This is a genomic window from Enterococcus sp. XAF26B05_ASV22 (assembly GCF_056727285.1).
The window spans coordinates 203636-222130 of sequence record NZ_CM161538.1; the positions used below are offsets into that span (position 1 = coordinate 203636).

Annotated in this window: 25 protein-coding genes; 24 read left to right on the forward strand and 1 reads right to left on the reverse strand. The window is 33.6% G+C overall.

Annotated elements, in window-relative coordinates:
• Nucleotides 1-22: 22 nt before the first annotated feature.
• The 21 genes from AC1PU0_RS01020 to AC1PU0_RS01120 all read left to right on the forward strand — a co-directional run bounded on the left by AC1PU0_RS01020 (nucleotide 23) and on the right by AC1PU0_RS01120 (nucleotide 16549).
• Entirely contained in the window at nucleotides 23-1759 is a 1737-nt protein-coding gene (locus AC1PU0_RS01020) for a T7SS effector LXG polymorphic toxin (protein WP_479998637.1), read from the forward strand.
• Nucleotides 1741-2121 carry a DUF7957 family protein gene (locus AC1PU0_RS01025; RefSeq protein WP_206850647.1) on the forward strand — a complete coding sequence of 127 codons (381 nt, stop codon included), beginning with the start codon at nucleotides 1741-1743 and terminating at the stop codon, nucleotides 2119-2121. The genes AC1PU0_RS01020 and AC1PU0_RS01025 overlap by 19 nt, the downstream gene beginning before the upstream one ends.
• Before the next feature lie 176 nt (nucleotides 2122-2297).
• On the forward strand, nucleotides 2298-3341 hold the full coding sequence (locus tag AC1PU0_RS01030; RefSeq protein ID WP_479998638.1) for a hypothetical protein: 1044 nt from the start codon (nucleotides 2298-2300) through the stop codon (nucleotides 3339-3341).
• Entirely contained in the window at nucleotides 3342-3842 is a 501-nt protein-coding gene (locus AC1PU0_RS01035; RefSeq protein ID WP_206850815.1) for a hypothetical protein, read from the forward strand.
• Between the two features lie 104 nt (nucleotides 3843-3946).
• Nucleotides 3947-4072, forward strand: coding sequence for a hypothetical protein (locus tag AC1PU0_RS01040; protein WP_277989363.1), 126 nt, complete (start codon nucleotides 3947-3949; stop codon nucleotides 4070-4072).
• Between the two features lie 27 nt (nucleotides 4073-4099).
• Complete coding sequence (locus AC1PU0_RS01045) at nucleotides 4100-4357, forward strand: disulfide bond formation protein (protein WP_206850813.1); 258 nt, start codon at nucleotides 4100-4102, stop codon at nucleotides 4355-4357.
• A gap of 17 nt (nucleotides 4358-4374) precedes the next feature.
• The gene (locus AC1PU0_RS01050; RefSeq protein WP_069654727.1) at nucleotides 4375-5067 is read left to right on the forward strand and encodes an enhanced serine sensitivity protein SseB C-terminal domain-containing protein; all 693 of its coding nucleotides are present in this window, start codon (nucleotides 4375-4377) and stop codon (nucleotides 5065-5067) included.
• A 142-nt stretch (nucleotides 5068-5209) separates the two neighbouring features.
• Entirely contained in the window at nucleotides 5210-5344 is a 135-nt protein-coding gene (locus AC1PU0_RS01055) for a DUF2247 family protein (protein WP_420841170.1), read from the forward strand.
• A 305-nt stretch (nucleotides 5345-5649) separates the two neighbouring features.
• On the forward strand, nucleotides 5650-7644 hold the full coding sequence (locus tag AC1PU0_RS01060; RefSeq protein ID WP_479998639.1) for a T7SS effector LXG polymorphic toxin: 1995 nt from the start codon (nucleotides 5650-5652) through the stop codon (nucleotides 7642-7644).
• A 5-nt stretch (nucleotides 7645-7649) separates the two neighbouring features.
• Nucleotides 7650-8036, forward strand: coding sequence for an immunity 22 family protein (locus tag AC1PU0_RS01065; RefSeq protein ID WP_010771993.1), 387 nt, complete (start codon nucleotides 7650-7652; stop codon nucleotides 8034-8036).
• Nucleotides 8037-8298: 262 nt separating this feature from the next.
• Nucleotides 8299-8469: a hypothetical protein gene (locus tag AC1PU0_RS01070; protein ID WP_167351525.1), complete on the forward strand. Its 171-nt coding sequence runs from the start codon at nucleotides 8299-8301 to the stop codon at nucleotides 8467-8469.
• A 25-nt stretch (nucleotides 8470-8494) separates the two neighbouring features.
• The gene (locus tag AC1PU0_RS01075; protein ID WP_340689598.1) at nucleotides 8495-8686 is read left to right on the forward strand and encodes an HNH endonuclease; all 192 of its coding nucleotides are present in this window, start codon (nucleotides 8495-8497) and stop codon (nucleotides 8684-8686) included.
• 14 nt (nucleotides 8687-8700) lie between these two features.
• The gene (locus AC1PU0_RS01080; protein WP_083241809.1) at nucleotides 8701-9135 is read left to right on the forward strand and encodes an SMI1/KNR4 family protein; all 435 of its coding nucleotides are present in this window, start codon (nucleotides 8701-8703) and stop codon (nucleotides 9133-9135) included.
• A gap of 134 nt (nucleotides 9136-9269) precedes the next feature.
• Nucleotides 9270-10916 carry a T7SS effector LXG polymorphic toxin gene (locus AC1PU0_RS01085; protein ID WP_479998640.1) on the forward strand — a complete coding sequence of 549 codons (1647 nt, stop codon included), beginning with the start codon at nucleotides 9270-9272 and terminating at the stop codon, nucleotides 10914-10916.
• Nucleotides 10879-11277, forward strand: coding sequence for a hypothetical protein (locus tag AC1PU0_RS01090; RefSeq protein ID WP_206850751.1), 399 nt, complete (start codon nucleotides 10879-10881; stop codon nucleotides 11275-11277). Before AC1PU0_RS01085 ends, AC1PU0_RS01090 begins: the two co-directional genes overlap by 38 nt.
• Entirely contained in the window at nucleotides 11270-11749 is a 480-nt protein-coding gene (locus AC1PU0_RS01095; RefSeq protein WP_206850752.1) for a type II toxin-antitoxin system death-on-curing family toxin, read from the forward strand. Before AC1PU0_RS01090 ends, AC1PU0_RS01095 begins: the two co-directional genes overlap by 8 nt.
• A gap of 459 nt (nucleotides 11750-12208) precedes the next feature.
• Nucleotides 12209-14176, forward strand: a complete 1968-nt coding sequence (locus tag AC1PU0_RS01100) for a T7SS effector LXG polymorphic toxin (RefSeq protein WP_479998641.1) — start codon at nucleotides 12209-12211, stop codon at nucleotides 14174-14176.
• A gap of 12 nt (nucleotides 14177-14188) precedes the next feature.
• Entirely contained in the window at nucleotides 14189-14635 is a 447-nt protein-coding gene (locus AC1PU0_RS01105; RefSeq protein ID WP_206850723.1) for an SMI1/KNR4 family protein, read from the forward strand.
• 16 nt (nucleotides 14636-14651) lie between these two features.
• Nucleotides 14652-15080 (forward strand): SMI1/KNR4 family protein, encoded by a 429-nt coding sequence (locus tag AC1PU0_RS01110; protein WP_206850724.1) that lies wholly within the window; start codon nucleotides 14652-14654, stop codon nucleotides 15078-15080.
• A 381-nt stretch (nucleotides 15081-15461) separates the two neighbouring features.
• Nucleotides 15462-16061, forward strand: coding sequence for an immunity protein Imm33 domain-containing protein (locus AC1PU0_RS01115; RefSeq protein WP_206850725.1), 600 nt, complete (start codon nucleotides 15462-15464; stop codon nucleotides 16059-16061).
• Between the two features lie 56 nt (nucleotides 16062-16117).
• Entirely contained in the window at nucleotides 16118-16549 is a 432-nt protein-coding gene (locus tag AC1PU0_RS01120; protein ID WP_206850726.1) for an SMI1/KNR4 family protein, read from the forward strand.
• 336 nt (nucleotides 16550-16885) lie between these two features.
• On the opposite strand, the gene AC1PU0_RS01125 is transcribed toward AC1PU0_RS01120, so the two are convergent.
• Nucleotides 16886-17095 (reverse strand): helix-turn-helix domain-containing protein, encoded by a 210-nt coding sequence (locus AC1PU0_RS01125; protein WP_111247266.1) that lies wholly within the window; start codon nucleotides 17093-17095, stop codon nucleotides 16886-16888.
• Between the two features lie 104 nt (nucleotides 17096-17199).
• Here AC1PU0_RS01125 and AC1PU0_RS01130 point away from each other — a divergent pair, with 104 nt between their 5' ends.
• The 3 genes from AC1PU0_RS01130 to AC1PU0_RS01140 all read left to right on the forward strand — a co-directional run bounded on the left by AC1PU0_RS01130 (nucleotide 17200) and on the right by AC1PU0_RS01140 (nucleotide 18481).
• The gene (locus AC1PU0_RS01130; RefSeq protein WP_206850727.1) at nucleotides 17200-17490 is read left to right on the forward strand and encodes a hypothetical protein; all 291 of its coding nucleotides are present in this window, start codon (nucleotides 17200-17202) and stop codon (nucleotides 17488-17490) included.
• 197 nt (nucleotides 17491-17687) lie between these two features.
• On the forward strand, nucleotides 17688-18011 hold the full coding sequence (locus tag AC1PU0_RS01135; RefSeq protein WP_242590170.1) for a hypothetical protein: 324 nt from the start codon (nucleotides 17688-17690) through the stop codon (nucleotides 18009-18011).
• Nucleotides 18012-18043: 32 nt separating this feature from the next.
• Nucleotides 18044-18481 (forward strand): DUF5082 domain-containing protein, encoded by a 438-nt coding sequence (locus tag AC1PU0_RS01140; protein ID WP_069654196.1) that lies wholly within the window; start codon nucleotides 18044-18046, stop codon nucleotides 18479-18481.
• The last annotated feature ends 14 nt before the right edge of the window (nucleotides 18482-18495 follow it).

Consider the following 18495-nt stretch of genomic DNA (forward strand, 5'->3'; position numbering starts at 1 on the left):
AACGTAAAGAAAGGAGCAAATAATGGGCTTTCATGTCGAAACAGCCGAAATGAAAAAGGCGTTGGAACAGTATCAAAAACTATCAAAAACAGCACAAGAACAACTAAATAATGCGAAAAATTCAATGAATGGTATCATTAAAAGTAATGCGATGCAAGGTCAAGTAGGCCAAGCAATCGCATCAGATATCAATAACAATAAAAATGCCGTACTTGTGGGCTTGAAAAATAGCTACAAGTTAGTAGAAGCAGATCTCCAGAAAACATACGCAGATTTTGCAGGAACCACAGGAGAAACCTCACAAAGTGCGGTGTTAGATGAAGCGGTCATAACTAAAGCAAAAACAGCTATTGATAAATTTAAGACAGAACATAAAGAAAAACGACAAGCCATCAAATCAACGTACAATGATATAGCCGATCTGATTTCGCTCTCTATGCCAAGCAGTAGTACCTTCACTAGTGCTTGTGATGAAGCAAAAAAGCACTTGGATAAGATTATTCAAAAAGTCAATGAGTTTGATAGTAAGCAACCACCAAGCTCAACAGAAGAAATCATCAATGTTTTATCTCAACAAATCAAAATGTCTGAAACGGCGAGCGGCTTAAGTTATACAGACCCAAGATTTATGGAGTTTGTCTCCCAAACCGGGTTAGCAGAATCAATCCAAGATATTGACAGTCAGATTGCGCAGGCGGAAGCAGATGCAAAATTAGCCGCGGAAAAAGCTGCTAAGGAAAAGCAAGAACAGTGGGCAAAAGATTATCCATTAGAGAATGGATTACGAAATTTTACAGATGGAATCGGTTCTTGGTGGAATGGGATTGTCAAAGGAACAAAAGGGCTCAATACCGAAGGTTTTTTACTCTTAGAAACAGGCAAAGGCATTTTACTAGTTTTAGAATCTACGATAGGATTTGTAGGAGAGGGGATCAGTTCATTAGCGATTGGGAGTATACAAGTTGGTCAGCTATTAGGTGGAGGACTCGCTGCAGGGATCAATAATCGAAGAGGCGTAAAATCACCAGATTGGATTGGAAAAGATTGGTCAGGAGCTGTTAAGAATGTTCAGGCATTAACTCCTGAAGCCATTTTTGAAATGAGTAAAGCAGCGATAGGCGCAATGGCTGATGACTTTAAACGTGGAGATATCTATGCTATAACGACGGATGTTTTGACAGTGGGCACCATGTTATCAGCAGTAAACGGATTGAAAAACACGGCAAAGAATGTTACAACTAAGTTGAAAGCGCCAAAAGTTGGGTCGGTTGTGGATGATGTAGCTAAGAAAGCCAGTGGACTTGATTATCTAGATGACCAATTGGGAAGCATGAAAAATAATGTAAAAGTTAATAAATATGAATCAGCCGAAAGTGTCAATAATTGGTGGAAAAATCAAGGATACGCGGAACCACCATATACTTCTAAAACAGTAGTTCAAGATTTAAATTTATTAGATGAAGGAAAATTTGTAAGAGTTTATGACAAAACTAATTCTAACTTGCATGGTGGATGGCTTATGAAAGCAGATGATATTAAAGGGTTAACTCCTGCTCAAATCCAAGATAAATTTGCACTCCCTCACTTACCAGAATATGTTGGAGAAGTAACGATACCAAAGGGAACTAATTTACGAATGGGCGAAGTAAATCCATTGTTCGGACATAAAGGTGGAGGTGTTCAATTTGACTTGAAAGGTCAATATATTGGGGATTTTAAAGAATTAGGAACTATTAAAGAATGGAGTGGGTTAAAATAGATAATAAAGTTGAATACGAGAATAATGAATTAACAATTTCAGGAGGGAAAATAGTATTTCAATATAATATATCTGAACTGAAATCAAATAATAATTATATTTTTGTAAGGTTAGAAATTCCTTCTGGGCGAAATTTGACCGAAGAAGAACTTTGTAATGTTGTTGCTGTTAATCAATCTGGAAGTATTAAGTGGCGAATAAAAAATATTCCTCCTCAAAATAATCCAGACTACATTTGTGCTCCCATAGTTGGGATGAATTTAGATGTAAATGACATATTATTTGTTACGGATTTTATGGGAAGAAAATTTCAGGTTAATCAAGAGACAGGTAGTTTAAACCAAATTGAAATTGTAAAATAAAATGAATGAGCTTGGGACGTAAGTCCCAAGACAAATGAAATAGCAGACCGAAAATCGAAAAAAGGATTTTCGGTTTTCTATTTTTAAAATTATGGGGAGAATCATCCTTGTTTGATAGCTTATTTAGACTATACTTCCTTAATAGACTCCAAGATAGATACTGCACTTTTACCAGAATGGAGTTTGTCTCCCAAACAGGGTTAGCAGAATCAATCCAAGATATTGATAGTCAAATAGCTCAGGCAGAAGCAGATGCAAAACTAGAAGCAGAAAAAGCCGCAAAGGAAAAACAAGAACAATGGGCAAAAGATCATCCATTAGAGAATACGTTACGTAATTTTTCAGACGGCATCGGTTCTTGGTGGAATGGGATTGTCAAAGGAACAAAAGGACTCAATACGGAAGGTTTTTTCCTCTTAGAAACAGGCAAAGGTATTTTATTAGTTTTAGAATCTACGGTAGGATTTGTAGGAGAGGGGATCAGTTCATTAGCGATTGGGAGTATACAAGTTGGTCAGCTATTAGGTGGAGGACTCGCTGCAGGGATCAATAATCGAAGAGGCGTAAAATCACCAGATTGGATTGGAAAAGATTGGTCAGGAGCTGTTAAGAATGTTCAGGCATTAACTCCTGAAGCCATTTTTGAAATGAGTAAAGCAGCGATAGGCGCAATGGCTGATGACTTTAAACGTGGAGATATCTATGATATGACGACAGATATTTTGACAGTGGGCACCATGTTATCAGCAGTAAACGGATTGAAAAACACGGCAAAGAATGTTACAACTAAGTTGAGAGCGCCAAAAGTAGGATCGGTTGTGGATGACGTGGCTAAAAAAGCGAGTAGGGTTGGAAAACTAAAAAATCCAGAGATAGGAAATAAACTTGACTATCTTTTCGGAAAAGCTAAGGGGAATAAACACAACATTCAAAGGTCACAAACTATGCAAAGTGAGTTAAGTAAGATTGGTATTTATGATACGCCAAGTAACAGAGAACTTTTGAATAATCATTTGAAAAATGTAGTGAATGATTCTTCCAATATTTTAAAAACAGAATCTAGGAGCTATATAGCTAAGGAGTTACCTGGTACACCAACAGTAAATTATACAGCTACTGTAAGAGAGAGCTTTTTAAAAGGTCCTAACGGAGGCGTAAAAATAGAATCTGTTTGGGATGGAGATAGACTACTAACAATAATTGTTAAAGGTGGGAAATAAATGAATTCTTTTGAGAAAAAATCTTATGAATCAGCGGTTGAACTAGAACAAAGCTTAGATGAAAATTCTTTTTTATTCAGTGAAGAAATTTCTGAAAGTAACAAATTCATAAAATTCAGTAATAATTTGGTTGACATAGGCTTTATTTACTATGATGTAGGTTTGGAGCCCCAGATAAAGTTGTTAACTTTATCAAATAATATATTCGTAGGAATAAACAGCATGTATGCTTGTTTAGACTATACTACTAAGACTGTATTGTTTGAAGAAAAATTGCCTTCTCTGTTATATGAAATAATGATAGATTCAGATTCTAAATATATTGTATTCATTTGTGAATTAGATGTATTTGTTTATGAAAATGACGGTTCTTTATTATGGAGTATGGGATTTAGAAATGTAATCGAAGATTACTACTTAGAGGGAACAGAATCCATTGTTATTGAATGTGATGATGGTGATAAAACAACATTTTCTCTAGAGTCAGGAAGGGCAGAATAAAAAGCACATGCTCAATAAAGAAAGTCAATAGCAACGTTAGGAGCGCCTAGCAGTCTATTGACTTTATTTATTGGGTTTTACGGATTAGAGAGCCATTTTTCTCTTTGCCAGCTTTAAAAAGAGAAGAATTTGAGTTATGGCAAGAAATGACCAAAGATATACCAAAAGCACAAAAGCTAAATTATGAAGACTACATTGGCCATTGGAGTGGATTACGGATATTAGAGTAGTACCTAGTAAGATAGGAGTGAAGTAGAATGGAAGAATTAAAGGAGACATGCAAAAAGATTTTATTAATTTTAGATAACGAATTTCCTAGCCAACAAGATTATGAAGGAGTTATAAGGGATATCCATAACCTTGTTAATAAAATTTATACATTATCACTGAGTGGTAAAACTTATAATGAGAAAATAAATTTAAATAGTTTGATTAGACAGTTTGTTGACGAAACTACACATTTTTCTAGTCCTGTAATTCCAGAATTAGAAAAATTAGATAGATTGTTATCATGAATTTAGGAGATAAAAGAATGGAAGAAGAAGTCCAAAATCCCGAATTAGTAGCAAGAATTGAAGGTATAAAGAAAAATTATACGGGGAAAAATGAGCAATTTTTTTATGAAGAATTAGAAAACTCAAAATTATTATTACCAGTTAATTTGGATTATAGAAATAAAATTAGCATTATTAAAATCGAGGACTCTGTAGGCAATGATTATTTACCAGCTTTTACAGACTGGGATAATTTACGATTAGGAAAAGAAAGTCATGCTGTAGTTTTTACTATATATGATTATTTGAAAATTATTCAAGAAGATTTATCTGTTACTGGTATAGTAATCAATCCTTATAGTCAAAATCTGGTTTTAAATAAAGATAATTTAGAATTTATACAGTCAAATAGTGGGAATATCAAAGAAAATGAGCAAGTGTCAATTGGACTCCCAGCTGAGTATCCAGAATTTTTTGTAGATAAATGTAAAATAATTTTTGGAAAAGAAACAAAAATCAGTAAAGCCTTTTTGTTGCAAATGGTACGAGAAAATCTCCAAAAAAGTTTCTTGTTAATTATTGACTCGGAAAATGACGATGAAATATTACCTTATGTAAATAAAAAGATACAAAGATATCTAAGAAAAGAAGATATACTTGATACCATTTCTTTTAACAGTGATTTTGGGAGGAATGTTACCCAAGAATACAGCCCATTTTATGAAAAATGAACTGTGTAAATGTTACGGTTTATACACTCAATTAATAAAAAAATATTGTAATAATCGCTATTTTTTAAGCCTCCTAATATAAAACAGAAATATATACCAGATAGGTACATGAAAGATGTCATAGTTTTTTTAATCAAAGCTAATGGATACTATTATTGATGATAACGATTTGCTAAACAAAATTACCGAGTTTTATGACAATAATAGTTACTCAGAAAATACCTCTGAATTCATAAATTATATACCTAAAGAAATTCCTACTACAAAAAAGGATTGATAGACAGATTTCATGAATTTTTAGATTTTGTTCTATCCATCGTGAATATTCAGTGGAAGAACAATCAGATGAGTTATAGGCTATTAAAACGGTATTAGTGAGAAACAACACTAGTACCGATTTTCGTATATCAAAATTAAGAAGACAAATTTAAGAAAAATTCTAATTCATATGTATCTTCGGTGGAAATATATATGCCTACATGACGACAGAAGAAGCCATTTCTTATTATGAAACACTTTCTAGAATGGCCACAACGGAGTAGTGTATAAAAACGTAAAGAAACGTAAAGAAAGGAGCAAATAATGGGCTTTCATGTCGAAACAGCCGAAATGAAAAAGGCGTTGGAACAGTATCAAAAACTATCAAGAACGGCACAAGAACAACTAGATAATGCGAAAAGTTCAATGAACGGTATCATTAACAGTAATGCGATGCAAGGTCAAGTAGGACAAGCAATCGCGGCTGATATCAATAACAATAAAAATGCCGTACTTGTGGGCTTGAAAAATAGCTACAAGTTAGTAGAAGCAGATCTCCAGAAAACATACGCAGATTTTGCAGGAACCACAGGAGAAACCTCACAAAGTGCGGTGTTAGATGAAGCGGTCATAACTAAAGCAAAAACAGCTATTGATAAATTCAAGACAGAACACAAAGAAAAACGACAAGCCATCAAATCAACGTACAATGATATAGCCGATTTGATTTCGCTCTCTATGCCAAGCAGTAGTACCTTCACTAGTGCTTGTGATGAAGCAAAAAAGCACTTGGATAAGATTATTCAAAAAGTCAATGAGTTTGATAGTAAGCAACAACCAAGCTCAGCAGAAGAAATCATCAATGTTTTAGCTCAACAAATCAAAATGTCTGAAACGGCGAGCGGCTTAAGTTATACAGACCCAAGATTTATGGAGTTTGTGTCGAGCAGTGAATTAGCGGAAGCAATCCAAGATATTGATAGTCAAATAGCTCAGGCAGAAGCAGATGCAAAACTAGCCGCGGAAAAAGCTGCTAAGGAAAAACAAGAACAGTGGGCAAAACGTCATCCAGTAGAAAATTTTCTTAAAAATATGTCAGATAGTATTGGTGACTGGTGGGGGAATGTAGTAAAGGGAACAAAAAACCTCTCTATCCCTAACGATGTTAAAAACAGACTGTTATTTGTAGAAGGTTTTATCGGTGGGGCAGGAAGCATGGTTAGCTCCGTAGCAATTAGCGCTAGTGAACTGGTTCATTTAGGTGTTGAGCTAGTCGAATGGGGACTTGATTCAGCAAGAGGGATTCAAACACCACAGTGGAAATTAGATGATATCAAAGGAGCCTGGGAAAATGCCAAAGCAATTGGTACCACGCTAGGAACGGTCGTATTGGGTGTGAATGCAATGTTGAATCCACAAATAATGATAATCGATCCAGTCTCCCGAGAAGCAGCAAAACAAACCTTTGACATGGGCAAAGCTCTAGTAGATGGAATTTTGACTGATATAGTAAATGGGAATGCATACGAAATAGGTGGGTATGTATTTGATGTAGCGAGTATGTTTATAGGAGTTGGAGAAGTAAGCGCAGCCTTGAAAGGCACGAAATTAGCTGGTAAAATAACAGAAGGATTAAATGCGTTCAAAGCGACAACGAAAGCCACAACGTTAGGGAAGCTAGGCAAAGCGACAACGATGGTAGATAAAGCTCTGAAATATGGAGATGACGCAGCTAAAGCATTTGCGACAAAACTAAAGAATATTCCAATGCCAGTTATGGATGAATTAGCATTTGCAGGTCAAAGCATGGGCAAGATGACTTTAGGCGATTATATGGAAGCTTTTAGTAAAGGTGATGGATTCGCAGATGATGTGGTTAAGAAAGTTAGTGAAGCTGCGGATGATATAAAAATTCCTTCTGTTAGAAATAATGAATTTAATAAGTGGTTTGATAATTTGACAAGTGAACAGTTAGAAAAACTTTGGAAAAATACCGAACTTCGGAAAAAAATAGAAGATAGAATTAGGAGGCCAGGAGGATATCATGAATGGCACTTGGTTTCTAGAACACCAACATTTAAAAAATGGGGAGTTAGCATGGATGATATTAAAGAGTTGCGAACTTTAACAAAAGATGTGGAGTTTGTAAACCCAAGCGGTTGGCATGGAGGAAGAGGTTCAACAAAAGCTCATAATGAAATTTTAAAAATTATAGATAATGCTACTGACTATGATAATTTTGTAGTAAAATTAAATGAGTGGGCAAGTAGTAGACTTAAAAATGGAATTCAAGGTTTGCCTGAAGGATTAAGGAGGTAATTAATTTGGCTGATAAAAATGATGTTTCATTGTGGTTAGGTAATTTTTCTGATAAAGAAGCATTAGATAAGTATGTGGAAGTATCTTATACAGAGGAAGGAGATAGTATACCTTCTCAATTTGAGAAAGACTATAAATTAGGCTATTATGATAGAGATTTAATTGAGCGAGATTGGATTCCAGTGAAAAATAAGAATATAAGAGAATTGCTAGAGGGTTTTTCTTATGATGAACAACTGATTCCGCAATTTAAAAATCAGGAGACTATTTATAATTCAATACTATTGGTTTATAACTATTCATATAACAAAGAGGAAGATAAAAGGATTAGTATTGTTAATCAAAATTATCAAATAAATTTTGTGGGAGTGGCAAGTTATTTAGATGAATAAATAGAGATAAAAAAATACTTTATCACAGGATTGATAATCAAATTGTCGGTGGCTAACAAAAAACTAACTGTATTTAGTGTACAAAAATTTAGATGAATTTTCCGTTCTTTTCGAATGTTTATTAAGTTAATGGTAATTTTAGATTGAAAATGAAACGTTATTGAAGCGGTATTAGTGAAAAACTGATACCGTTTTTTATGTATCAAAAAATAAATGAGTAAAACAATTGATTCAAACAGAGAACAAGTAACCTATATAGATTATGGGTTGGTTGACGTTTTTAGGTCGAGGCATCGTAGCAATCATAGATCCAAATGATATCAAAGGAGCATGGGAAAATACGAAGGCGATGGGCAGTACGTTAAAAACAATCGGTTTGGGACTTCAAGGAGCCACGGATCCATGGTCATTGGCGAGAAACACATTTCGATAGAGCAAGTAAAGACCTGTATGAAAAAATATTAAAAAATAAAGAGTTTGCAAGTCAATTTTCTTTAGAAGAAATTGAAATATTTAAATCTGGAGGAGTTCCTAAAAGATTTACTTGGCACCATCATCAAGATTCTGGTGTAATGCAGTTGGTTGATAGGAAATTTCATAGACAAACTGGACATATTGGAGGCTTTAGTATCTGGGGTCCAGGAAATTAGGGAGAGTATGAATTATGTCAAAGATAGTTACATGGAAGAACTCAAACGGTAAACTACTGGGAAATGAAATTGTTGATGCTGAAAAACAACTAAATATAAAGTTTCCGCAGGATTATATTGAAGTAGTATCCAATAACGATGGAGGATATCCTCACCCAAACAAGTTTAAGTTTAACGATAAGGAAGAAGTGTTTAATAATTTAATAAGTTTTAAAGAGGATGACTATAGTAATATTTTTGAAGTCTTAGAAGATGTCTCTGATCGTATAGTTAAGGGCGTAATTCCTATTGCTGAGGATCCATTTGGTAATTTAATTTGTTTTGATTTTCGTGATAAGAAAGTACCAAATGTGATATTTTGGAATCATGAAGTAGCTGATAAGGATAGTGAAAAGTCCATTTTATTTATATGTGAAACATTTACGAAGTTATTAAATATGCTTTATTAAAAACGTATACTAGAGTTATTTATATTGAATTAGCAAGGAATTCAACTGGTGATTTCTGTAGAGGCAAAAAAATTAAACTTTTTTATGCGATTTTTTGATTCGATGTTTGAATACTCTTCTCAAAAAAGCATGTTATGGGCTTTCATGTCGAAACAGCCGAAATGAAAAAGGCGTTGGAACAGTATCAAAAACTATCAAAAACGGCACAAGAACAACTAAATAATGCGAAAAATTCAATGAATGGTATCATTAAAAGTAATGCGATGCAAGGTCAAGTAGGCCAAGCAATCGCATCAGATATCAACAACAATAAAAATGCTGTACTTGTGGGCTTGAAAAATAGCTACAAGTTAGTAGAAGCAGATCTCCAGAAAACATACGCAGATTTTGCAGGAACCACAGGAGAAACCTCACAAAGTGCGGTGTTAGATGAAGCGGTCATAACTAAAGCAAAAACAGCTATTGATAAATTCAAGACAGAACACAAAGAAAAACGACAAGCCATCAAATCAACGTACAATGATATAGCCGATTTGATTTCGCTCTCTATGCCAAGCAGTAGTACCTTCACTAGTGCTTGTGATGAAGCAAAAAAGCACTTGGATAAGATTATTCAAAAAGTCAATGAGTTTGATAGTAAGCAACAACCAAGCTCAACAGAAGAAATCATCAATGTTTTAGCTCAACAAATCAAAATGTCTGAAACGGCGAGCGGCTTAAGTTATACAGACCCAAGATTTATGGAGTTTGTCTCCCAAACCGGGTTAGCAGAATCAATCCAAGATATTGACAGTCAGATTGCGCAGGCGGAAGCAGATGCAAAATTAGCCGCGGAAAAAGCTGCTAAGGAAAAGCAAGAACAGTGGGCAAAAGATCATCCATTAGAGAATGGATTACGAAATTTTACAGATGGAATCGGTTGTTGGTGGAATGGGATTGTCAAAGGAACAAAAGGGCTCAATACCGAAGGTTTTTTACTCTTAGAAACAGGCAAAGGCATTTTATTAGTTTTAGAATCTACGATAGGATTTGTAGGAGAGGGGATCAGTTCATTAGCGATTGGGAGTATACAAGTTGGTCAGCTATTAGGTGGAGGACTCGCTGCAGGGATCAATAATCGAAGAGGCGTAAAATCACCAGATTGGATTGGAAAAGATTGGTCAGGAGCTGTTAAGAATGTTCAGGCATTAACTCCTGAAGCCATTTTTGAAATGAGTAAAGCAGCGATAGGCGCAATGGCTGATGACTTTAAACGTGGAGATATCTATGATATGACGACAGATATTTTGACAGTGGGCACCATGTTATCAGCAGTAAACGGATTGAAAAACACGGCAAAGAATGTTACAACTAAGTTGAAAGCGCCAAAAGTAGGGTCGGTTGTGGATGATGTGGCTAAGGGATCCAGTGGGGCTAATGTCAATAAACCTCCTAGAAACTTAATTAATAATATGGATGAAATTGCTGATGATATTAAGAATATAAACAAAAAATATTCTAATGGATTTGAACAAAATAATTCAATAGATAATATAATTAATTCTGCGTCTTATTATGAAGATGCATGGGAGCAAACCTCAGCAGTCACTAGAAGTATTGCGGATCATGCGTTTGAAAATGGGAATAAAAGAACGGCTTTTGATACATTAAATATGTTATTAGATGATTTAAGCTTGAAATCACCTTTAAGTGATACTCAAAAATGGGATTTGATTGGCAAATTAGGTAGAAAGGAGATAACAGATGTATCAGAAATTGCAAACATTCTTAAAGGAAAATAAAGCAAACTTTACAATTAAATATGATTCAGAACGAGAAGATAATAACTATACAGTAGTACTTTTTGATACAAAAGAAGGAGTAAGCATTTGCAGTGGTGATGCTAATTCCATAGATATTTTAGAAAAAAAGATTACGGAGACGCTAAGTATTAACATTGAATTTAATGAAATAAACCGGTTATTTTATTTGGTGGAAGATGGACTTTCACATACAAAGGTGAATTACTTTATTATAGGAATATATCAAGTTAAGGATTCTTTAGAGTATCGTATATCTATATTCGGAGAATCAATAGATACACGAGAATCATTTTGCTCTTTTGAAGAGTTAGAAAGGTTTATAAAAAAAAATTATGAATGAACAGTTGATAATTGATATTAATAATTTTCTGCAGAAATTAACCCAAAATGTTGTTAAACCTATGTATGGTATCAGAGATAAAAACTCTATTCAACTAATTTCTCAATCATTAAATCAAGAAGTTTTCGGTGTGGAATTGTATCCCACATTTTTCGATAAGGCAGCTTATCTATGGTATGCACTTTCCAATTATCATTGCTTTTACAATGGAAATAAGCGCACTGCATTAGTGACAACGTATATTTATTTAAGAATAAATGGATATTGTTTAATGATAGATGGTAGCTTTTATGATATTTCTTTAAATATTGTGGAATCGCATATAGAAAAGGAAAAAATCAAAGAAATTTTACAAGAGAATACGGTTGAAAGCGATAAAATTTCATCCGAAAACATTTTAAAACAATTAGAAATAGAAATAAGTAAAAATAGTTCTTTTCAAGATGTGATTGTTAAATTATCACAAACTTAATGAAGAGACATAGATAAAAACTAAATAAAAAAGGTACTCTATCATAATACTTGTAATCAAATGATAGAGCCTTGACTAGTAAGAACTAACTCACTAATCAAGCTGTCGATAGCTGATATAGACTAGCTGTATTTATTTTAGAAAACTTCAAAGGGTTGTTCTAGTTTTTTCGAATACTTCTTTGACGTATAATCAGCTGGATTTTAGGCTCTTAAAACGGTATTGGTGGATAAATTACGATCACTGTACCGTTTTTCGTGTATCAAAATAAAAAGCAAAAATAAGGATATATTAGCTGGAGATCTTGTTATGTTTGATGTATTACAGGCAACCCAAGTATTAAATCAACAAATCTCTACAGCGTACATGACGACAGAAGATGCGATTTCCTATTATGAAACACTTTCTGGAATGACAACAACGGAGTAGCGTATAAAAACGTAAAGAAAGGAGCAAATTATGGGCTTTCATGTCGAAACAGCCGAAATGAAAAAGGCGTTGGAACAGTATCAAAAACTATCAAGAACGGCACAAGAACAACTAGATAATGCGAAAAGTTCAATGAACGGTATCATTAACAGTAATGCGATGCACGGTCAAGTAGGACAAGCAATCGCGGCTGATATCAATAATAATAAAAATGCCGTATTAGTTGGGTTAAAAAACAGCTATAAGTTAGTAGAAGCAGATCTCCAAAAAACATACGCAGATTTTGCAGGAACCACAGGAGAAACCTCACAAAGTGCGGTGTTAGACGAAGATGTTTTAACGAAGGCAAAAACAGCCATTGATAAATTTAAGACGGAGCACAAAGAAAAAAGACAAACCATCAAATCGACATACAGTGATATAGCCGATTTAATTTCGCTTTCTATGCCAAGCAGTAGTACGTTCACTAGTGCTTGCGATGAAGCAAAAAAGCAGTTGGATAAGATCATTCAAAAAGTCAATGAGTTTGATAGTAAGCAACCACCAAGCTCAGCAGAAGAAATCATCAATGTTTTAGCTCAACAAATTAAAATGTCTGAAACGGCGAGCGGCTTAAGTTATACAGACCCAAGATTTATGGAGTTTGTGTCGAGCAGTGAATTAGCGGAAGCAATCCAAGATATTGATAGTCAAATAGCTCAGGCAGAAGCGGATGCAAAACTAGCCGCGGAAAAAGCTGCTAAGGAAAAACAAGAACAGTGGGCAAAACGTCATCCAGTAGAAAATTTTCTTAAAAATATGTCAGATAGTATTGGTGACTGGTGGGGGAATGTAGTAGAGGGAACAAAAAACCTCTCTATCCCTAACGATGTTAAGAACAGACTGTTATTTGTAGAAGGTTTTATCGGTGGGGCAGGAAGCATGGTTAGCTCCGTAGCAATTAGCGCTAGTGAACTGGTTCATTTAGGCGTTGAGCTAGTCGAATGGGGACTTGATTCAGCAAGAGGGATTCAAACACCACAGTGGAAATTAGACGATATCAAAGGAGCCTGGGAAAATGCCAAAGCAATTGGTACCACGCTAGGAACGGTCGTATTGGGTGTGAATGCAATGTTGAATCCACAAATAATGATAATCGATCCAGTCTCCCGAGAAGCAGCAAAACAAACCTTTGACATGGGCAAAGCTCTAGTAGATGGAATTTTGACGGATATAGTAAATGGGAATGCATACGAAATAGGTGGGTATGTATTTGATGTAGCGAGTATGTTTATAGGAGTTGGAGAAGTAAGCGCAGCCTTGAAAGGCACGAAATTAGCTGGTAAAATAACAGAAGGATTAAATGCGTTCAAAGCGACAACAAAAGCCACAACGTTAGGGAAGCTAGGCAAAGCGACAACGATGGTAGATAAAGCTCTGAAATATGGAGATGACGCAGCTAAAGCATTTGCGACAAAACTAAAGAATATTCCAATGCCGATAATGGATGAAATAGCTCTTGGCGGAGGAGGAAGTGTCAAAGTCTTTGGTAAGGGTACATTAGGTGATTACATGAAGGCAGGTAAAGCTAACTTTAGTAAGGGGAGTGGCGCTGTTGATGATGTGGCTAAGAAATTAAAATCAGATGATTTTACTAAAGAGTTACTAGAAACAAAACCTAAAAATTCTAGAGATCCTAAAAAATGGTTGGATAAAGGTGGAGAAATCGATATCCTAGATGATGGAACATGGGTGTACAAAGATTGGGATGGCAATGTTATTAAATATACAGATGGATATCCTGATTTTAAAGAAGCTGGATTTGTTAGGAATGAGGTTACATTAGAAGATGGTTTTACAACAAGACCTAAGGATTTTCGAGAAGCTGATAAAATCTCTTCCAAAAAAGCTGACGGAACATGGCATCATCATCAAGATGGAAAGACGCTACAGGATGTACCGACTTTGGTCCACAGAAGATTTACACATAAAGGTGGGTTTGCATTAAAAAAGAAATGATGAGGTGAAATAATGAACAATATTAACGGATTTGGTCACTTATCAGAGATAGATATTTTATCTTTAGAAGAAAAATATGATATCGTATTTCCAAATGACTATAAAGAGTTTTTAGAAAATTATAACGGAGGGTTACCTGCTAAAAATTATTTAACTACTCATTTAGATAATATAGGGGAAGAGATAGTTCTGGGTTCTTTACTTGGAATAAATGAAAATGAAAACTTTGATTTAGGAACTTGGTTATTTGAATATGAAGATGAACTTCCACCATCTAGCTTTATAATTGGAACTGAATATAACTCAGGTTTATTTATTATGATAACTATTGGAGATGAACAAGGAGTTTATTTTTGGGATGATGCATACGAGTTAAAAAGTTCTTCGGATGAGGAAAATGTATACTTTTTAGCAAGTACATTTAGTGGATTTTTAAATAGATTTTCTGTTGAAGAGTAGTAAGAGGTACCAACGAATGCTCAAAGATATCAAGGAGAACAGCAAAAATATTTCTTATGCTGTAAAAATGGAAGATATAATTGAAGTAGAAAAAGAACTTGGAATTATTTTTCCCGAAGAACTTAGAAATTTTTATTTAGAAGTGGGCTATGGATTTATCCACAGTAATATTGGGAATGTAAACAGAATTATGCATCCATTCTCAGTTAGAGATTTTAGACTAAGACAAAACGATTTTGAATATTACCCTGATATCGAAATATATGATGAATTTGAAGATGAAAAATTAATATTTTTTGAAGGCAATGAGGCTTCTATGCTATCTATTGGACTTGCTCCAGAAGAAAACGACATTTTTTATTATGATGAAAAAGTAGCTAATAGTTTTTCGGATTTTTTGATGAAGATTAATGAAGATGATACTTTTTATTATGATGCTCTTTAATCTAAAACTTAAGAAGAAACTCGAAAAATATTTTCACTTGGGAATGAAAAGGGAGTTTATTTTTGGGATAATGCACAAGAACTAGAAGGCTCTTCAGATAATGAAAATGTATATTGGGTAGTAGACACATTTAATGGATTTTTAAAAAGTTTCACTATCAAAGATTAAATAATCATCATTATTATGTCTCTGCTTATATTTTATGTAATAGTTTTTAAAGAGTAAAAATAGAAGTAATAGTATGTAAAAACTAGTGATTTGTTGTAGAATTATCAAAATGTAGAATCTAAGGTAAGTGATTCTTTGCTGATGAGAGAATGTTAGAATTAGAAAAAAGTCTGGGAATCTTTGAAAATTTTCATCAGAAGTAGGTTGAAATAAATGAGAGAATTTAAGCAAAAAATAGGAAATAAAGAATTTATAGCTACTGCAGAAAAAGAGTTAGAGCCTCAATTGTTAAGCCTGTTCTATATCCTAAAAAATATGAATGAGGAAGAGTTAATAAATGGATTATCATTCCAAATTAGCTGGTCAATTTATTTTTTAGAAGAAATAAATAAAGACTCATTCGTTATACTAACAAATGATACTAGCAAAAATCCTTTTGAAGATAAGACTAAAGATTTAACCTTGGCACTATGGGTACAGTTAAAACAAGGTCATTTTTTGAGAAAACTAAATTTAGAAGGCAAATCAATTAGTTTTAGCGATAAAATCATACTTCAAAAAAATATTTTAACTTTCGATACAATGTATATGCAAAGATCTAGTGATGTGGAACCAGGTGATTCAGGTTGGTATATAGGTAGTATAGAAGAGGATAATTCAGAAGAAGATCTATATGCCTTATATGCTTATCAACTTTTAAAACAAAAACCTGAGATAATTCAAGTTCTGGCTCTCCCAGATGAATATATGGTAATTTATGAAAATAATGAAATAAAAACTGTATTGAATGAAAATGATGAACCAGTTCTTTAAAAAATATATGAGCAAAAGCTATACTTATTTACGATAAAATAAGGGAATAACGATTTATGATTAAATGTAGCGAAGATAATAGTGGGAATATTTTTTACAATATAAAAATGGAAGACATAATTGAAGTAGAAAGGGCATTAGAATTAGAAATTCCTAAAGAACTAAAGGAATTCTTTTTGAGTGTAGGTTATGGTTTTATAAAAGGCTCTGAATATAATATCAACCGTATAATGGATCCTTATTCTATAAGAGATTTTAAATTAAAACAAAATGATTATGAATTTTTTCCTGATATTGAAGTTTATGATGATTTAGAAAATGAATTGGTATTTTTCGAAGCGAATGAAACCGCGATGATTTCAATAAAAATATCTAATAATGAGAGAAATGAAATTTATTATGATGAATTTAAGATAGCCGAATCGCTAGAAGAATTTTTAAAACAGATTTCGGAAGATGATGAATATTATCTGAAGTTAATAGATTAATCAGTCTCAATAAGTCTAGTAAAATGGTATCAGCAAAAAATGCTGATACCATTTTTTGTGCATAATTGTAGGATAATCAAATTTTCGATAAGAGAACTGTTTAAATAATAAAAGACTTATTGAAATACATCAGAACAAGTTCAATGTATTTTATAGATTCTTAATAATTTAATGGTCAAAAACTAAGCTAAAATATGAAAATTTTCCAACATATTAGATCTAAGAAAAGTGGATTAGTTAGCACAACTAAGCCAGAGAGCAGTATTAAAAAGTAAAATTCTTACTATAAAAACAGTGTAAGTTCCCAAATGATGGTGTTTACACTGCATTTCCTACTCATTTCAACCGAATTATTTCAGAGATATCATCAATATCCAAAGCATCCGCTATCCTCTCAATATGAGGTAAATAAATTTTCTCTCTTTTATTATTAGCCAACTTATTAACAATTGAAGGCTCGATATCTGATAAACGAGCAAGTTCTCTTAAAGAGATTCCTCTATCATCAACTAGTTGTTTCAAACGAATTTCTACTTTTCTTTCCATAGAATTCTCTCCCTTTTTAGTGTTGTTTATAAGAACATCATATAGTATAATGAAAAAAGAAGTGGTGTTTGTATAAGCATCGATTCGAAAAAAGGAGGAGAACTATGGAAAAGCAAAGTATAAAGACAAAAAATAATCAACCTATCAAAATGGTAAGTCATCAAGAGGTATATTCTTTACATGATCTGTTGGAACAACTAAATTCATGGAAAAGTACTTTAAAACTACTAAATGAATTTTTTAGCGATCAAAAGCGTCCTGTTAATAAAAAGAAAATAGCGAATGAATACCATGCTTGCTCTCAGATATTTACTACTTTCCACAATGATTTTTCACAAACCTTACAAAAAATGGAAAGCCAGATTATCATTTTGAGAGGCAAAGAAAAAATTTAATTAAATAGAAATGTTGTTTAAAAGCTTAGAACAAATTAGCAAGTAAACCAAAAAAAGTTAGACTAAAAAATCTAACTTTTTTTGGTTTATTATAAGTTGATTTGTAGATCTAAGCTTTTTTATTTTGTATCAAAAATAAAAACTGAACGAATTAAATAACGGAAGAAGTTCGTCAGGACGCAACAGATCCTGAACCAATGTTTGTCTATGTTCCAGAGGCGCATGTATTTGGAGATAAGACATTCATTACCAATGATGCAATTGACGTGTACCTAAGAAAAGCCGCGAAAGTGAAGATTTACTTTATTTTCCAAGGCAATCAAAAACAAATTGAAAATAGCTTCGATGACTTTAATAAACGACTACGCACGAATATCCCAGCAGGAATGATTGGTACACGTTTAGCAGATCAAGGATTTATCAATGTGAAATCAGGCTATAGTGAACCAACAGTTGAGCTAGATGAGTCTCATTTCTTTGTTGGACGGAATGCTTGTCGAGTGAAGTTGGTTAGTGAATAGTTGATAGTTTAAGTGTAAAAGGAGGTAAAACGATGAGTAAAGACGATGCAGCAGAAAGAAAACGACAAGAGAGTAATGGTCGAAATCGACAAGAAGCAACAAAATGGCAACGTATCGCAAATGAACGACAAGCAAATTATGATCGAAATCAAAAAAAATTAGAACGATTGAAAGAAGCAAAACGAGCGTTAAATAAGTCAATGTCGTCCTTCTCTAAATTCGAAAATGAAGTCAACCAATACTCAACAAAATTGAGTACAGGGCAGTTTAAAGGGACGCTTCGTACTAAATTTGATCAGAAAGCAAAAAAAATGGGAACCGCTTTGCATAAAGAAGAAAACACCCATCAACAAAATTTATCCAAACTAGATGCAGAAATAGCCAAAAAAGAGTTAGAGCAAGGTGATTTGTTGAGTGCTGTCGGAAGCGCCTTTGATATGGCAAAAAATTTCTTAGCCTCTATTTTTTAGTAAGAAAAAGGAGA

What these genes read in the sequence shown, in the direction of transcription:
- AC1PU0_RS01105 (WP_206850723.1), top strand. Translation starts at nt 14,189, where the DNA reads ATGAACAATATTAACGGATTTGGTCACTTATCAGAGATAGATATTTTA.
- AC1PU0_RS01085 (WP_479998640.1), top strand. Translation starts at nt 9,270, where the DNA reads ATGGGCTTTCATGTCGAAACAGCCGAAATGAAAAAGGCGTTGGAACAG.
- AC1PU0_RS01110 (WP_206850724.1), top strand. Translation starts at nt 14,652, where the DNA reads ATGCTCAAAGATATCAAGGAGAACAGCAAAAATATTTCTTATGCTGTA.
- AC1PU0_RS01125 (WP_111247266.1), bottom strand. Translation starts at nt 17,095, where the DNA reads ATGGAAAGAAAAGTAGAAATTCGTTTGAAACAACTAGTTGATGATAGA.
- AC1PU0_RS01135 (WP_242590170.1), top strand. Translation starts at nt 17,688, where the DNA reads ATGTTTGTCTATGTTCCAGAGGCGCATGTATTTGGAGATAAGACATTC.
- AC1PU0_RS01070 (WP_167351525.1), top strand. Translation starts at nt 8,299, where the DNA reads ATGGGTTGGTTGACGTTTTTAGGTCGAGGCATCGTAGCAATCATAGAT.
- AC1PU0_RS01030 (WP_479998638.1), top strand. Translation starts at nt 2,298, where the DNA reads ATGGAGTTTGTCTCCCAAACAGGGTTAGCAGAATCAATCCAAGATATT.
- AC1PU0_RS01020 (WP_479998637.1), top strand. Translation starts at nt 23, where the DNA reads ATGGGCTTTCATGTCGAAACAGCCGAAATGAAAAAGGCGTTGGAACAG.
- AC1PU0_RS01115 (WP_206850725.1), top strand. Translation starts at nt 15,462, where the DNA reads ATGAGAGAATTTAAGCAAAAAATAGGAAATAAAGAATTTATAGCTACT.
- AC1PU0_RS01045 (WP_206850813.1), top strand. Translation starts at nt 4,100, where the DNA reads ATGGAAGAATTAAAGGAGACATGCAAAAAGATTTTATTAATTTTAGAT.
- AC1PU0_RS01080 (WP_083241809.1), top strand. Translation starts at nt 8,701, where the DNA reads ATGTCAAAGATAGTTACATGGAAGAACTCAAACGGTAAACTACTGGGA.
- AC1PU0_RS01140 (WP_069654196.1), top strand. Translation starts at nt 18,044, where the DNA reads ATGAGTAAAGACGATGCAGCAGAAAGAAAACGACAAGAGAGTAATGGT.
- AC1PU0_RS01050 (WP_069654727.1), top strand. Translation starts at nt 4,375, where the DNA reads ATGGAAGAAGAAGTCCAAAATCCCGAATTAGTAGCAAGAATTGAAGGT.
- AC1PU0_RS01035 (WP_206850815.1), top strand. Translation starts at nt 3,342, where the DNA reads ATGAATTCTTTTGAGAAAAAATCTTATGAATCAGCGGTTGAACTAGAA.
- AC1PU0_RS01055 (WP_420841170.1), top strand. Translation starts at nt 5,210, where the DNA reads ATGGATACTATTATTGATGATAACGATTTGCTAAACAAAATTACCGAG.
- AC1PU0_RS01025 (WP_206850647.1), top strand. Translation starts at nt 1,741, where the DNA reads ATGGAGTGGGTTAAAATAGATAATAAAGTTGAATACGAGAATAATGAA.
- AC1PU0_RS01120 (WP_206850726.1), top strand. Translation starts at nt 16,118, where the DNA reads ATGATTAAATGTAGCGAAGATAATAGTGGGAATATTTTTTACAATATA.
- AC1PU0_RS01060 (WP_479998639.1), top strand. Translation starts at nt 5,650, where the DNA reads ATGGGCTTTCATGTCGAAACAGCCGAAATGAAAAAGGCGTTGGAACAG.
- AC1PU0_RS01095 (WP_206850752.1), top strand. Translation starts at nt 11,270, where the DNA reads ATGAATGAACAGTTGATAATTGATATTAATAATTTTCTGCAGAAATTA.
- AC1PU0_RS01130 (WP_206850727.1), top strand. Translation starts at nt 17,200, where the DNA reads ATGGAAAAGCAAAGTATAAAGACAAAAAATAATCAACCTATCAAAATG.
- AC1PU0_RS01100 (WP_479998641.1), top strand. Translation starts at nt 12,209, where the DNA reads ATGGGCTTTCATGTCGAAACAGCCGAAATGAAAAAGGCGTTGGAACAG.
- AC1PU0_RS01090 (WP_206850751.1), top strand. Translation starts at nt 10,879, where the DNA reads ATGTATCAGAAATTGCAAACATTCTTAAAGGAAAATAAAGCAAACTTT.